Annotated in this window: 12 protein-coding genes; 4 read left to right on the top strand and 8 right to left on the bottom strand. The window is 40.2% G+C overall.

Annotated features, from left to right (window positions below):
* Window positions 1-24: 24 nt before the first annotated feature.
* Window positions 25-1,293: a P-loop NTPase fold protein gene (locus NMG86_RS23915; RefSeq protein WP_036832907.1), complete on the bottom strand. Its 1,269-nt coding sequence runs from the start codon at window positions 1,291-1,293 to the stop codon at window positions 25-27.
* Window positions 1,294-1,567: 274 nt separating this feature from the next.
* Here NMG86_RS23915 and NMG86_RS23910 point away from each other — a divergent pair, with 274 nt between their 5' ends.
* Both NMG86_RS23910 and ftsZ read left to right on the top strand, forming a co-directional pair.
* Window positions 1,568-2,431, top strand: a complete 864-nt coding sequence (locus NMG86_RS23910) for a cell division protein FtsQ/DivIB (RefSeq protein ID WP_026796656.1) — start codon at window positions 1,568-1,570, stop codon at window positions 2,429-2,431.
* Between the two features lie 128 nt (window positions 2,432-2,559).
* Window positions 2,560-3,834 carry a cell division protein FtsZ gene (ftsZ, locus tag NMG86_RS23905; protein ID WP_026788004.1) on the top strand — a complete coding sequence of 425 codons (1,275 nt, stop codon included), beginning with the start codon at window positions 2,560-2,562 and terminating at the stop codon, window positions 3,832-3,834.
* Here ftsZ and NMG86_RS23900 read toward each other — a convergent pair.
* The 5 genes from NMG86_RS23900 to NMG86_RS23880 form a co-directional block, all read right to left on the bottom strand.
* Window positions 3,831-4,319, bottom strand: coding sequence for a late competence development ComFB family protein (locus NMG86_RS23900; protein WP_237747568.1), 489 nt, complete (start codon window positions 4,317-4,319; stop codon window positions 3,831-3,833). The genes ftsZ and NMG86_RS23900 overlap by 4 nt on opposite strands.
* A 139-nt stretch (window positions 4,320-4,458) precedes the next feature.
* Complete coding sequence (dndE, locus tag NMG86_RS23895) at window positions 4,459-4,860, bottom strand: DNA sulfur modification protein DndE (RefSeq protein WP_026796655.1); 402 nt, start codon at window positions 4,858-4,860, stop codon at window positions 4,459-4,461.
* Window positions 4,861-5,267: 407 nt separating this feature from the next.
* On the bottom strand, window positions 5,268-7,253 hold the full coding sequence (gene dndD / locus NMG86_RS23890) for a DNA sulfur modification protein DndD (RefSeq protein ID WP_026796654.1): 1,986 nt from the start codon (window positions 7,251-7,253) through the stop codon (window positions 5,268-5,270).
* A 157-nt stretch (window positions 7,254-7,410) separates the two neighbouring features.
* Window positions 7,411-8,988 (bottom strand): DNA phosphorothioation system sulfurtransferase DndC, encoded by a 1,578-nt coding sequence (gene dndC, locus NMG86_RS23885; protein ID WP_026796653.1) that lies wholly within the window; start codon window positions 8,986-8,988, stop codon window positions 7,411-7,413.
* A 33-nt stretch (window positions 8,989-9,021) separates the two neighbouring features.
* Window positions 9,022-10,005 carry an HNH endonuclease gene (locus NMG86_RS23880; RefSeq protein WP_141296479.1) on the bottom strand — a complete coding sequence of 328 codons (984 nt, stop codon included), beginning with the start codon at window positions 10,003-10,005 and terminating at the stop codon, window positions 9,022-9,024.
* A gap of 153 nt (window positions 10,006-10,158) precedes the next feature.
* Here NMG86_RS23880 and NMG86_RS23875 point away from each other — a divergent pair, with 153 nt between their 5' ends.
* Window positions 10,159-11,718, top strand: coding sequence for a DGQHR domain-containing protein (locus NMG86_RS23875; protein WP_026796652.1), 1,560 nt, complete (start codon window positions 10,159-10,161; stop codon window positions 11,716-11,718).
* 251 nt (window positions 11,719-11,969) lie between these two features.
* Here NMG86_RS23875 and NMG86_RS23870 read toward each other — a convergent pair whose 3' ends face one another.
* The gene (locus tag NMG86_RS23870) at window positions 11,970-13,205 is read right to left on the bottom strand and encodes an RNA-guided endonuclease InsQ/TnpB family protein (protein ID WP_199918592.1); all 1,236 of its coding nucleotides are present in this window, start codon (window positions 13,203-13,205) and stop codon (window positions 11,970-11,972) included.
* A 290-nt stretch (window positions 13,206-13,495) separates the two neighbouring features.
* A complete protein-coding gene (locus NMG86_RS23865; RefSeq protein ID WP_026787998.1) occupies window positions 13,496-13,888 on the bottom strand; it encodes a hypothetical protein in 393 nt (130 codons plus the stop codon).
* A gap of 167 nt (window positions 13,889-14,055) precedes the next feature.
* On the opposite strand from NMG86_RS23865, the gene NMG86_RS23860 reads away from it, so the two are divergent.
* The gene (locus NMG86_RS23860) at window positions 14,056-15,726 is read left to right on the top strand and encodes a GUN4 domain-containing protein (protein ID WP_026796651.1); all 1,671 of its coding nucleotides are present in this window, start codon (window positions 14,056-14,058) and stop codon (window positions 15,724-15,726) included.
* Window positions 15,727-15,783 lie beyond the last annotated feature (57 nt).

Raw genomic sequence — 15,783 nt, 5'->3', positions numbered from 1 at the left:
TATCTCAGAGCAAATTTGAAGACTTCAAACATTAAGGGAATTAACCAATAGTTTGTATTGATTACTCTCCGTCAAAGCGGGATTAATTCCAAACCAACGACCATCTTGATCCCGATATTCAAATACAAACATACTGCGGAGTAGGGTTTGACATTCATCTTCTCCGGTGACTTTTTGTGTTTTAACTACTCGTAACAATAACTCCCATTCTTCCTGACTAATTGCTCCTAAAAGATCATCTCGATATTCTTGAATCACTTGATCCAAACAAGCCCGGGTAAATGGTGGATCTTCTTGTTGTAAACAACTGTACATCAACATTAATAAACGTCGAATATGACCCCCACTAATTAAACACAAACGATCTAGGGTTTCGGGACTATCAAATAAAGTGGATATCAACTGAAAACGATCTTCGGGAGGGAGATCAGGAAAGGCTCGGGCTAATACCATTTGTTGTAATTTTAGCATTCCTGATGGGTTTTTTGTGCCATCACGCAGGCAGACTGGAACCATCGGTAAAACTTTGGGTTTGACTCCAAATCGACTTGATAGCCGATCATAATCATTAGAAAACATCAGGGTCAAGGGAATAGTAAAAACTACATGACAATTGAGGCGTTTGAGTTGTTCACCGCGATCGACAAATAGATATTCCGGTTGAGTTCTTCCCCAGGGTTTAGGAGAGTTATCAATTCGATCTAAGTTATCGACAATCACGACAATGCCTTTTTTACCTTTGGCTTGTAACGCAGTATTAGCCCGTCCTAATATTTCATCATTAATAGCATCTAAAATATTACTGGTACGCGGTTCTAAATATTGTCGTAACTGGGAACGTAATTTGGGAGAATCCTTGGTTTTGGCGGTAATTCTAGCAATTCCTACGGATAATTCGGCTTCGGCTGCGAGTTGGATGGGGGTTTGCATCAACTCGGAAATTTCGGTAAATAAGTTAGAAAAATATCCGGGTTTGAGACGAATTTGATCCGCTTCTAAACTTTCACTTACCTGACGAGCAATCATTAATAAAACATCACTGATATCGACATCCGCCATATCGAGATTTTGAGAGGATTCAAAGTAAACGACATGATATCCTTGATGTTCTAATAAATCTTTGAGACGAAATAATTCAGTCGATTTCCCACAGCCTATATGACCACTAAATAATTGACAGGTGGGTTCATCATGGGACAGTAAAGTAATGGTGCGACTCAATTCTCGAATAATATCGCTACCCCGGACGGAAGAAAAATCGATATAATACTTTCGATCTTCCGGGTTTGCCATGTCGATAGTTTTACTGGGGTTACAGGCTTTATAAAATCTGCTTAAGTTAAGCTCGATCACAATTAGACTCTTAACCTCTGTATCAATTTAACGGGTGACTCTCAAAATATTAGTATAGCTACCGGAGTCATGTTTCAGGATGGGGGGCCGGGGGTCAGGGGGGTATGGGAACCCGGGGAGTAGGGCAAAATCCCTAAAGCAATTAGAAATAAGCCAATACAGAATATGCTAAATTGTTGGGGGCTACCATTGGTGAGGTGAAACAACGCTACCCATGGGCAATCTGACCCAGATTAAATCTCTTTCAACCCATCAATTACGACGTCAACGCCAGCATTTACGACGTCAACGTCGCCTAAAGTTAGTTCAACTGTTATGGCAAACCCTAGCACTGGGTAGCTTGACTGGGGGTATGTTTTGGCTGATTAACCAACCCATCTGGTTGATTCGCCAACCCGAACAAGTCAAAGTCGAAGGTAATCAGCTATTGTCCGATCAAATGGTTCGCTCTTTACTGCCGTTATCCTATCCTGAATCTCTGTGGAAAATTCAACCCCAGGTGTTAGCATCGGGTCTGGAATCGCGGGGTCAAATTGCCTCTGCCCATGTCACCCGTGAGTTATTTCCCCCCAGTTTAACGGTGAATATTCGAGAACGACAGCCCGTAGCGATCGCTCATCCCGCCGCCACACCTTCCCCTGTTGAAGCCAATAACGCCATCGGATGGTTAGATGCTACCGGGGACTGGATGCCGTTAGAAAACTATACGGAATTAGAAAAATCCCAGAAACTCCCCACCCTCAAGGTGATTGGCAACTTCAACCAGTATCATTCTTACTGGCCTTCAGTTTATCAAGCCATCAGTCACAGTCCGGTGAAAATCTCCCAAATTAATTGGGAAGATCCAAATAATCTGATTCTGGAGACGGAAATTGGTACAGTTCATTTGGGCGCCTATACCTCCAAATTCCCGGAACAGTTGCGGGTGATTGATCGAATGAGGAATATCCCCGAACAGGTAGATCGGACTCAGATGATGTATTTTGATCTGAAAAATCCCAACCAACCCTTACTCCAAATGCAATCTGAAAGTACGGATAAAAGCAGATTATCCGAGGACGAGTCTACCTCGAACTAACAGACGGATCGCTGTAGGAAGAATCACTCTCCTCAATGACTTGGTTTCTAATCCAACTTACCCTATAGTATTTGTGTTTATTTGGTTTAAAGTGATAGAACCGTTATTCATCTACTCCCCCTATTAAAATGACAGTTAAGAATAATCTGGGGTCTGCCCTTGGCAATTCTGATGCTGAAGGAAAAGCGAATCCCTGGTTGACAGACGATTCAGCCAATCCATTCCGTAGAAAAGAACTAATAGTTAACCCTAATAACGATTCTAAAGATATGCCCCGTGAAGATTCTTGGAGTGGCGATATTATTCCGAGCAATGCTGCAAAGATCAAGGTGATTGGTGTGGGTGGCAGTGGCGGTAATGCCGTTAACCGCATGATTGATAGCCAGGTTGCCGGAATTGAGTTTTGGTCAATGAATACCGATGCCCAGGCTTTAACCCTATCCAAAGCCCAGAAACGTCTACAAGTGGGTCAGAAATTAACTAAGGGGTTAGGAGCCGGTGGAAACCCTGCCATCGGTCAAAAAGCCGCCGAAGAATCCCGGGAAGAAATTCAGAAAGCCTTGGAAGGGGCTGATTTAGTTTTTATTACCGCCGGACTAGGAGGCGGAACCGGGACAGGTGGAGCGCCTGTTGTGGCGGAGGTGGCGAAGGAACTCGGAGCTTTAACTATTGGGGTGGTGACTCGTCCCTTCCACTTTGAAGGTAGACGGCGAATTTCCCAAGCCGATGATGGAATCCTGGCATTACAATCCCGGGTTGATACCTTAATTGTGATTCCGAATAATAAGTTATTAGAGGTGATTGCTGAACAAACCCCCGTACAGGAAGCCTTTCGTTATGCCGATGATGTTCTCCGTCAAGGGGTACAGGGGATTTCGGATATTATTACGATTCCGGGGTTAGTAAACGTCGATTTTGCCGATGTGCGGGCGGTGATGGCTGATGCCGGGTCTGCCTTATTAGGGATTGGGATTGCTTCGGGAAAATCCCGGGCTAGAGAAGCCGCCGTGGCTGCGATCGCTTCTCCTTTATTAGAATCTTCTATTGATGGAGCCAAGGGTGTTGTATTTAATATTACCGGAGGCACGGATTTAACCTTACATGAAGTGAACGCGGCGGCCGAAACTATCTATGAAGTGGTTGATCCCAATGCCAATATTATTTTTGGGGCGGTAATTGATGAACGGATGCAGGGAGAGGTGAAAATTACTGTGATTGCCACCGGGTTCTCAGGAGAAAACAAAAGTGGTATCCCCGTGGCCCGGAATACTGGCGTACCCCAGGGTAATATTCCAGTTATTCCGGCTCCAGCTAACCCCAACCAACCCCCAACCCCGGCTAATCCTGGTCAACAACCCGATATTCCTGACTTCTTACGGCGGCGACGTCCTCCCAACCGTTAACCGTTCCATCCATCCCGAATTGAGGCTTCCTTGCGGGAGTAATTATCGGCAAAAGCCCGGTGACGGTTGACAACTTTCTGATCCAGCCCAGGGGGAGGAGGCACAGAGGACTCAGCAGCATGACGGGGTAACATTTGCTGTGCAGCCTCTGGTTTTGGACTCTCCTCCTTCACAGGGGTTGATTCTTCTGGGGATAATGGGGTTGAGTGCCGCAGTAAGTCCCTTTGAACGGCTGCGATCGCCTGTCGGACGGCGGTTTTAATCGGGGCATAAAATTCATCCCTTCCCCTTTTGAGTTGCTGCATCCAACCTTCTTTGGAAGAAGCATAAAGGGGCGGTAAACGGTTTAGGGCGTAGGTTTCGACTTCAAACCGTTTAATGTATTGGCAGAGTCGAGGAGCTAGGGTAGCTAATTGAATCTTGACTTCCTGGGCAACTAAGTCTTCCATCACATTATGATATCTGCGCTTAGAATCTATAGTCATAGTATTAACCGTTCCAGATTCTTCATTCAGTGTGATCACGGAGATTATCCTCTAGTTTCTGGTTTAACAATTTTGTTCGGCGCGGTGAGTTCCCCTAGATTTTCTAGGGGGAGAGCGTGACAGTGCTTTCCTCTACCATTTACGCGGTAACTGGGTTTTGGGCGGGGGTGAGGGCGATGAAATCTTCAATCTGTTTGAGATTGGGATCACCTGCTAGGTAACTAATTCCTCGGTGCAGGTGTAGGCGAAACTGGGTGGCGAGGGTTTCTGGATCGGTTCCTAAATGGTCGTTATGGCAACGTTGCTTCAGGGCAAGGGTGAATAAATCACCCACTTCTCCCCCAAAGACTTGCCAAGTCATTTCCACGTTGCTATCGGCGGGGATGGGAACCGGGGAGGGAATGGTTGACTCGGCTAGGGAACGGCACAACGCCCAACGGCACAGAACATTCCAGTTGTCTATTTTGGTAATTCGTTTGAGTTTGGTTAGTTGCTCCTTCGCTGCTTGGGATAGGCGAATTCGCTCTACGGGGGGTTCCATTTGTTCAGTGACCAGTGATCAGTGATCCGTTATCAGTGGATTTCAGATTGATACATTAAACATTTTATACCTAAATACTTAGGAATTGCTCCCAGTGTTAAGACTTTTTTACAAAATCTTCATAAATAACCTACTTTTATTAAATTTTGGTAAAGAAATGTTCCTGGTTTAACCACAAAGGCACAAAGACACGAAGGGGCTGCTGCGGTAAATCAAGTCCTGTGAGGATTTGTTGACTAATTAGTCAAGAGTATGGGCGTGTTCCCCCCTACGATATTGTCTCCCAGACGGCGGGTTTTGTCAACCCCCCCTAGCCAAAAAACGAAATTTTTTTCCAGATTAATTTTTTTTTGAGGTTTAATTTAACCACGAAGACACGAAGACACAAAGAAATATGGAAGTTGTTGTTAAAAGAAATAACCTAGTTCTATCCTGGTTTGGCGTTGTTTGGGATCATATTTGAGTAGGTATTCACGGGCGATCGCATCTTGTTCTCGTAAACTATTAATTTCCTTTTCCGCAATTTCCGTATCGGTTGAGAGTAAAATAACTTGATGACTAGCTGCGGGAAAATACCGTTCAATTAGGTTTTGACGGTGGGAGGAGTCTAAACGACCTAGGGGAGTATCAATAGCGATGGGTAAGTTTAGTCCTGAAACCCTTGCTAACCCCCATAAAAAAGCGATCGCTAATAGTTGTTTTTCTCCCGCAGATAGGCGATGTTTCTCCACGGGTTGTCCTTGGGGATCGTACAGGGATAAACTAAAGTCTTCGGTAGCAATTACCACTCGATGTACTAAGTCTGATTTGTGTAATAAATAGCGAAAACATTCGGTAACTTCTACTTCTAATTTATTTAGTTTTTTCAGGGTTAATTTTTCTTTAAATATTTTTAAGGAGTCTTGAACTTTACTAATAGTCTCAATAATATGATTGGCATTTTTTCGATCAATGGTATTTTGACTATATTTTTCTAGCTCTTTTTTAACCTTTTCATATTCAGTATAACACTTTTTAGATCGCTGTTCTGCGTCTTCAATAGCAGTTTCAATTTTAGTGTATTCTGTTTGGGCTTTGGATACCATTTCTAACAGTTGTTCATAGACCTCTGGAGGGGCGGCAATAGCCAATTGTCTATCCAGACTAGATAGGTTATCTTCAATTACTATTAAAGCCTCTAAAACGTCCTGAGATTGTTGGATTTGACTGGGAAGTTGATGGTCTAAAAATGTTCCTAATTGACTGAATATTTTATCATCAATTTCTAAAAATATCTTTTCTTGATTAGGATGATTTTCGGTTAAATTTTGATAATCGGTTTCCAGATATATTTTAACACTTTCTAACTGTTTTTTGGCAATATTAAGTTCTTCTAAATATTGAAATAATCGTTGATCTCGATCTTTGATGAAATCCTGGGCTACCTTGGCTTTTTCCCAATTTAACTCTTGTTTTCCCTGGTTTTGCGCTTGAATTAACAAAGGTTGAATTAAACTTAAAGGTAAACCTTCTGCTGCTAATTCACAAAGACGTTCCCGTTGTTGTTTGGCTTTTTCTTTTTCATCCTCTAACTTTTTTTCTAACTGACTCCGTTCTCCGGCTATTTTGCCGCCTTCTAGTTTAAATTTTTCCTTAGCTTGATTTAACTTTTTTTTAGCAATTCCAGCCTTGATTTTTAATTCTTCTACCGCCATTTCCGCCGCATCTTTTTCGGATTTATACTGATTTAATTTAGTCTCAATTTCTTCTAAATATGCTAAATCTTTTGAGTCGGCTAACTGTCGGCGTTTGCGGTTAGCTAAAATATCTAAATCTACTGCTAAACGTTCTGATAATTCTAATCCCAATAAAGATTGAATTGCTTGTACCACAACATTAGGAGGACTGTCTAAATCGGCTAATTCTTTGACCTGTTCCCCATCAAATAAAAACAAGTTAGAAATTCCTATCGGGAAAAAATCTTCGATGCGTTCATCCCAGGTTTCTACCCAAGCGGAGTCCGGCCAATCATCAATTAATATGCCTAAAATATCCTTACCATTTTTCGGGTTTTTTGTCCAGCGACGTTTAACCCGAAACTCTACTTGCATATTTTTAACAATATGTTCAAATAATAATTCTACACTGGTTTCTTCATGGGCTAGGGTCTGTTTATTAACCGCTTGTTTCAGAAAGTCGGGATAACTTAAAGTTCCCCGGGTAGAACATTGGGCGCGTTGTCCATAAAGTGCGAGCCGCATTGCATCCATTAAGGTAGTTTTTCCGCCTCCATTCATACCTCCAAATAAGACAATGGGACTAATCACATTATCCTTAATTTTAGGGCGTAAATCAATTACTTGTTTCCCTCGATAGGGGCCAAAGTTTTCTAAGGTTAATTCTAGGAAAATCATAAAATTAAAAGTTTAAAGGTTAATTTTTATCCCGTTTATCTCGTTTCTAGGTTCTACCTAGAAATGCTCTTAAGGAGGCTCCGCCTCCAATAATAATAGCAGGCGGAGCCTGCCACTAGGCATTCCCAGGGAGACCCTGGGAACGAGGGTTCGAGGGTTAGGTAGGGTTTTGAAATTTTAAACTTCCCCAACTTAACTGTTGCGGAGGTTCGGGGTTTTTGTCTTCTATGGCGTGCTTGACTTGTTCAACATTTCCGGTTTTGGCGGCTTCTTTTAAGTTGCGTTCATAATGAGCGTTATTAATAGCTTGTTCTTGAGGTCGAGAACTGGTTTCTAAACACTTTTCTAAGTCATCATAGATACCATTTCGTCTCGCCATAGTTTTATATTGACGTTCTGTATCAATCAGTTTTGCCATTAATTCCATATACATTGTATCTCCTTGACTGAGTTCTTCTAATAATTCCCATTCATCTGCACCCAGAACGGTATTTCCTGCACCCAAACGGGGGTCTTCAAAGGTTTCTCCCATAACTTCCTGATAAATTTTAGGTACACTATCATCAAATTCGTGTTTTTCTTCTAACCATATTCGCCTAATTTCGCTAAGTTCTCCTATGGTAATTAAGGTTATATCTCGATATTCTTCGGGCGCTGTTTGTCTAATTTGTTGTTGTGCTTCTAATACCCGTCTTAACCAATGTTCCCGCCATTTTTTTGTATAGGGCCCAGGAATGGGTTCGACGGATATTTCTCCATTAATATTACGTTCAAATAGTTGAACTTTTCCAAATATTCGTCTAAAATCTCGTTTATCTCGATCATTTGTAGGATCTAATTCATTACGGAGATTTAATAATGGTTGCATCCATTCTTTAGCTTCATCATTAATAATCATTGCCTCCATTGATTTATCTTTAGTCACCAAAGTACAAACCCAACATCCAAACCGAGAACTTCCACAGCTAGGGGTAGAAGTATCCACAACAAGGGGACAGTCATTATCTGCCGTTGCACCTCGATACATCGCAAGTAATTCTTTATTATCCAAACCCCAAGGGTTTTCCCATTGCATTAAATACATCCAAACTTCATCAGTTCGCCAATCTTCAATCGGGGAATAAACTAAGCAATCTGGACGACGAGGATTTGTATTCAAGCGATCGCGAACTCTCCGTTTTCGATGCTTTGCCATATTCATTGATCTTTGAATACTTTCGGTTTTGCGAGTTCCTAAAACTAAGATAGCCTCACGATTAGTTTTAAGAACTTCTTGAATAAATGAATCTGCGGGCTGGATTTTTAGGCGATCTGTACACCATCTAAATCGTTGTCTAGGGGTCGGATAACCTTTACCAATTAAACACACCCAAAATGTATCTTGAATGGCTGGATAAGTTAGATGTGTTTCTATAGGCATTTTCTGTTCTTTAGCTGCCAATTGCATTTTTTCTAAAGATCTTTTCACCCAAGTAGAAATTATGGGATTTTCAACCAAGGTATCATTAGTAATAACATGAATTGTTTTTGTCCGTTGTTCTACGGGTAATGCTGCAATAGAATTCCAGATAATCTGAAGTACAGAAGTGCTATCTTTTCCACCACTCCATCCTATAATTAAAGGGCATTCTTCTTGTAAGTATAAATCTTGGATTTCTTGAGTTAATATTTCAACAGCATCAATGAATTGTTCAACTGTGTTTTTAGATTCAATGCCGATTAGAGTTTCTGTCATTTTAATACCTCTGTTTTAATAATAAACCTTGAATTATGCTCTAAATATATTCTGGCGATGCCATATTAGTGAATCCATTCGAGGAAAATTTAATTCAGAATTAGGTAAAAAAATTAATTCCCCATTAAATTCTTTCATATCTCTATTATAGGGTGAATCTTCATCTAAATCTTGAGCTATTATAATTTTGTAATTATTATCTATTGTAAACCAACCTTGATCGAAAGCCCAATGATGATTTTTACAAAGTGAAATTCCATTTTTTATATTGCTATCATAAAATTTAGCAAAGGGTTTAATGTGTGCGCCATCTACAAGGCTTTGACTTAAAGAGCGAGTTACCCGTAATCTACAGAAAGCACATCTATAATCATAAAGATGTACAACAGCTTTACGGAAAAATGCCTCTCTAACAACTGACTTTTTAAGGTAAAACTTTATTTTTTTTTTCTCTGTATTATCAGATTCAGAAGTTGTTTCTAAATCATCTGAACTAGAATCTTCTAAATCTTGGTTGATTTTTAATATTTCTTCTATAGCTTTTTGGCTAGAAGTAAACCAAGCATTAATTAAACTATCTATCAATTCCTTTCTACTATTTGGATCTTGAATAAAGTTAAAAAGTTCCTGATCTAAATAAGCATAATCAACGTCTTTTCTGATTTTAGGAATTGTTTGGGGTCTTCCTCCGTCATATTCTGAACTAAATTGAAGATGCCAAAACTTATACTTACCATTCTTGAGATGAAAAAATGGTAGGGCGAAATCACTACCTTTAAACGGGTCAGAAGTTAAAACAGACCAATATTTTTTAAATGTATCAATCAAGTCATCAGAGATAAAAATACGGTTTTCTGTAATTAAACCTTGTGAAATTGCATCAATTACAGATAATAATAAAATAGGTTGATTGAGAGCTTCACCGCCTCTTTTATTGTTTTTATAGACTTGAATTTGAGAAAAACAATTAATATAGTAAGCTAGATTTCTACTTTCTGGTTGTCCTCCTGTAGTCATTATGCCCCCCTTTAGCCATAAAAAATATTCCCTAAACCCCGCTATTCCGGTAAAATAGGACTAAGAATAAGTTTTTAAAAACATTAGTTAAATTTTTAAAAACCATTTTTAGATATCATAGCATTTATTGACTCATTTGGCAACATAACTCTAATGGATACTGAAACCCAACTCAATTCCGAATCCCAAAAAGCAATTGCACAACTGCTGAAACCCTATCTACAAAAAGCAGATAGCTTACTGGTTCAAAAAACCTATATGGCCGAAACCGAAACCTTTATCACCTCCGTCACCCTAGAATGGATAGCAGCAAAAGTCGGTTTCGCCTCCCAACTGCCCCTATTTCAACCCCATTTAGACCCCACAGGAAACGTCCAAAGAGACACCGAAACCGTGGACGATATCTTACAACGCCCCCTCGACTGGTCACGTCAAGCCACCCTAACCCAATATCTCACCAACCACAAAGACCATAAATTTCCGGCGGTGTTAGTCGTCCTCAGTCCCCCCTGGGTCGATAACCCCCAAGCATCTGAATGGGATAAACAGGGCCGGGCCACCCAGTCCGCCATTGAATTTTTACCCCTGGATAGTCAGGGAAAACTGGGACTATTGCAAATGTCAACCGATATATCCGTATTTGCCCTAGATGGACAACATCGCCTCATGGGGATACAAGGGTTAATGCAACTCCTACGGACAGGGCGTTTACAACCCTATAGCAAACAGAAAAAACCCGTCGGGGATGCTATTACCGTTAAAGAGATGACCCAAAAATTCGGTATCACACCCCAACAGTTACAACAACTATCCCAAGAAACAATCGGAGTAGAATTTATTCCCGCCGTTGTCAAAGGCGAAACCCGCGCCCAAGCTAGACAACGGGTAAGGTCTATTTTTGTTCACGTTAACTTAATGGCCGTTAAACTCAGTAAAGGACAGTTAGCCCTATTAGATGAAGATGATGGGTTTTCTATTGTTACTCGTCAGGTCGTCGTTTCCCATCCTCTATTTTGCGATAAACCCGGACGCAACCCTAGAATTAATTGGGATAGCGCCACCGTCGCCTCCAAGTCAACGGTATTAACTACCCTGCAAGCCCTAACAGATATGGGTCAACGCTACTTAACCCCCAAATTTCCCCACTGGAAAGCCGCCAAACCCGGGTTAGTCCCCCGACGCCCCACACCAGAAGATATAGAAACGGGTATTCAGGAATTACAACAACTTTTTGATGGGATGGCAAGTTTACCCAGTTATCAACGCTTAGAAGACAGTTGGGAAACTCCCGCATTACGGCGGTTTAGTTTTGAGAAACCTGGAGGCGAGGGAAATTTACTATTTCGCCCGGTGGGACAAGTGGCCGTAGCCGCAGCCTTGGGGGTGTTGGTATTTTATCAACAACAGCCCCTAGCAGAGATTTTCGAGAAATTACAAACTTTTGATGGGTCTGGGGGGTTTAGCGGTATGGAATATCCCGACTCCCTCTGGTATGGAATATTATATGACCCCAATAAACGCCGGGTCAGAGTCGCCGGAAAAGACCTAGCCGCCAAATTACTCATCTATTTATTAGGGGGAATGCAGCAACCCATGGAATGCGCCGAGTTACGCAAAGCCTTAGCCGATGCTAGGACATTTGAAAATAAAGCTGTCAGTTTTGACGGTAAATTCGTTAAACCCAAAGAAGTCGGTTTACCCCAAACCTTATAACCTCTTTGTGTCTCTGTGTCTTTGTGGTTAAGATAATATTTTCCATCCGAAAAAATTATTTCCACTCCAAAAAATTTCGTTTTTCTGGGAAAGGGGGTTGACAAAACCCGCCGTTGGAGAGATAATATTCTAAGGGGGAACACGCCCATACTCTTGATTTTTTAGTCAACACTTAAAACCGATTCCGGTGACAATAATTAACTCCTTGACATACTCCCCACGCATAAATGCGGGGGATTCTTGTTCATGGTTCACAGAAGTCCACTTGCTATATCCGGCTTCCCATCAATAGTAGAGGCGGTCTTCTCCCCATGCTTTCCCGATTGCTCGGCAGATCCCTTTTGCCCAAAGGTACTGTTTTGGCACTTTATTCCCAGAATTCCCATGCCTTTTTTAAGAATATTAATTGCCGCATTTGTATCACGACAAATCTCTATTCCACAATTAGGACAGGAATGGGTTCTGGTACTCAATGACTTTTTCACCCGATAACCGCAACTAGAACAATCTTGAGAGGTATAGTTAGGCGAAACAGCCACAACTGCCTTATCCCATATTTTTCCGTAGTAGTCTAACCATTGGGTGAATTGATACCAACTAGCATCGGAAATTGACTTAGCCAAGTGATGATTCTTGACCATGTTCGACACCTTTAAATCTTCATAGACAATCACATCGTTAGAGTGAACTACGCACCGAGCTTGCTTAATCGCCCAGTCTTTGCGCTGTCTTTGAATCTTCAGGTGGGTTTTACCCAGTCTTTTCCGAGCTTTATGATAATTATTAGATTGGGGTTTTGCCCCTTTCACAAACTTTTTACTTAATTGTTTTTGAGCCTTTTTTAATTTGCGCTCAGATTTTCTTAGGAACTGAGGATACACCACAGCATTGTCATTTTGATCCTTGAAGAAATACTTTAATCCCAGGTCTAACCCGACAACGTTACCAGTGTATTCAATTTGTTCTTTGCGGTCAGTATCAAAGCAGAATTGGGCATAATAGCCATCTGCTCTTTTGACCACGCGAACACGATTAATTTTTAATCGAAATAGGTCTTCCCTTGTTTCTTTGTTGCAATAAACAGACAAAGTTCCGATCTCGAAACCATCGGTGAAAGCAATATTCATGCAGTCATTAGATAGTTTCCATCCCGAAACCTTATATTCTACAGAGCGACAATATTTTTTAAATTTGGGATAGCCTTTTTTCTTTTCTTTTTTTCTACAATGACTGTAGAAACTAGAAATAGAAGCATAAGCTCTTTCTGCACTAGCTTGACGAGCCGCCGAATTTAACTTTTTGGCAAAAGGAAATAATGCGGCTAAATCTTTGCATAGCGCATACAAACCAGCCTTACTTACCCCTTGATTATCCATCCAGTACCGAACACATTTGTTTCTAATGAATTGTGCGGTACGAATGGCTTCATCAAGAGCTAGGTATTGCTCCTTGGTTCCGTGCAGTAGTTTGGCTTCTCTAACTATCATGACTCTATTTTATCATAAGGTATTGCAGATAAAGCTATTTTTGTGACAAACTTCTTCAAGGTGGCTAAAGGCTCTCCTGAGCGTAGTCGAAGAGCCACCACCGTGTTCATCCCCACGCATAAAGTCGGGGGCTTTCCACTCGCTTTTTGGTAAATATTCCAGATTTTCAGAGATTTCTGAGCAAAGAAAGACTCTGCTCAGAATTTTTTAGAGGTTGAAAAAATTTACAACTTAGGGAATCGTATAGTTAGGGCTATTCGCTCTAAAATCTAGTTGAAGTTGAGAGGAAATTAATCTTCCATAATTTCAACTGTCCTTGGTGCTTCAGATACTTCAGCACCATAGCTTGATTCTGAGCTAAGGTGATTTGTGAGTTTGAGTTTGAGCTCGTCTGAAATGGGTAAATCTTGGATTTCTTTGAGGAGATATATGACAGATTCGGTTTTACTCCGTTCCGCATAGACAGCATGAAGAACAGCTTCAATTCCATATCCTGAGACAGTATCTCCTAACACCGTTATTAGACCCAGTATTCCTATGCCACCAACGATACCAAAAGGCCCTCCCATGGCGGTGAGAGCAGCAGCAATGGCGGTATTACTTCCGGCTGATGAGACTGCTATAATCAGGAGAACTATACCGGGAAGACCCAGGCCAGCGATTTTCTTTGCGATTTCATCCATTGATTTTAATAATCAGTTATTAGCAATCAGTTTGCAGGCAATCCGACGAATTTCTTCGTCATAATAGCACAATTGTATGGTAGCTATAATTTCCCTGTGCATCTAAGGAGCGTCACGAGGGGCTAAAATGGATTCCACTAATCAGTATAACTATAAAAATTAAGATCATGTTAACTAAACAGCAAAGACAACTCATTACTTACGAAACTATCTTAATTTATGAACAAACCTATAGATTACCTGTTCTCAAAAATCAAGGTGTAAAAGCAGTTCAGAAAAAAATTAGAGTACATCAAAAATTAATTAAAGAGGGAGTTCGATATCATTATTATTTGGGAGGAATTATTAAGCGAAAAGAAGAAATTAGCCAAGAAGAAATTTTTAATGAAATTCAATTATTTATTCAGAATTATAGTCATATTATTGATTTGTTAGAAAAATATAGGGATAGTTATTATAAATTTTTAGTCACCCTGGCTGATGACTTAAAAAAGTTATTTAAAAAAAAATATTCTGAAATAAAAATCTTGGAAAATGAAAGAAGGAAATTAGAGTTAAAAAACACTAATAACCCGAAAATATTGGATGAACTAAAGTGGGAAAAACAAGAAAACTTCAAAGCAGTTTTATTGTTGAGCAATGCTTATTTTTTGATGTTAGAAAAAATCAGATTGATTAGTGAAGGAATCCAAAAACTTGCAGAAGATACCAAAAATCAGAAAGAAATTGTTAAGCAAATCGTCAAAGATTTAGAAGTCTATCAAGAGATTTATGAATATCAAAGCAAAGCCTATAAAATTCGTCAAAAAATAGCAAAAATTGCCCATAATGCAATTAATTTTGATAATTCTTTACAAGATTATTTTAGTCCTTTTCAATCTTTAATTGATGAAATTGTCAAAGTAGATGAATATTTTTATGCAACGGTCGGAGATATTAAAAATTTAGGGGATAATATTTTAAAGTATAATGAAAATTCAGTAAACCTTGAAGATAATGGAGTGATTTCTGAAACTTTTCTTGATTTTATGGTGACCAGTTATGAGAAAAAAGCTCGATTAAAAGATGCTTTTATGCAATCTCAATTATTAGATTGGCAAATTCATCATTTTGATGGCAGTGAAAATGGCATATTTTTAGACCAGGGTATTGATTTAATCTCTAACTATATCTCTAACCAACTAACTGATCAAAGAAAAATGCTAGGCATTACAGAAGTAACGTTTGTTTCTACAGTCCCTCTATCGACTCTTGAAGAAACAAGATCAATGGGACTGAGTAATCATCCTGTTATATTAACCCAAGAATTTCGCAGTGATCGAAATATTGATTATACCCAATTGCGGGATCTCCTTGCCCAACATAGCTGGAAAGAAGCTGATATGGAAACCACTCAATTAATGCTAAAAGTCATGGGTAAGAAGTATTGGAATGAAGTTTATAAGGAAGATATTGATAACTTTTCTAGTCAAGATCTCCAGACAATTGATCAACTTTGGGAACAATATAGTTATGGTTATTTTGGCTTTAGTATTCAGCAAACAATTTGGAGTGAAATGGGAGGTCAAGTTGATTATGAAACGGAAAAGAGACTCGGCGAGCGCCTGGGGTGGCGAAAAGAGGGTAAGTGGTTAGACTACGAAGCCCTAACGTTTAAATTGTCCCCGATGACACCCATGGGACACTTACCAGCCCAATGGTTACACTATGACCCGAAGTTTGAATTATCTGCCCAAGCATCGACAGAAAACCTTTCTATGGGAGCTTGGCGGGTGGGGTCTTGGTTAGTTTGGCAGATGCACTTATTCTTTTCTCGCGTAAAAATTTGTAGGGAATAGGGAATACAACCTATTTAGAATTACTATAGTACAAATTAGAGCTAAAGCCCACTTTGA

Source organism: Planktothrix rubescens CCAP 1459/22 (assembly GCA_904830895.1).
Taxonomy (GTDB): domain Bacteria; phylum Cyanobacteriota; class Cyanobacteriia; order Cyanobacteriales; family Microcoleaceae; genus Planktothrix; species Planktothrix agardhii.
The sequence above is the reverse complement of the archived record's forward strand: the minus strand, read 5'-3'. Positions and strand labels throughout refer to the sequence as shown.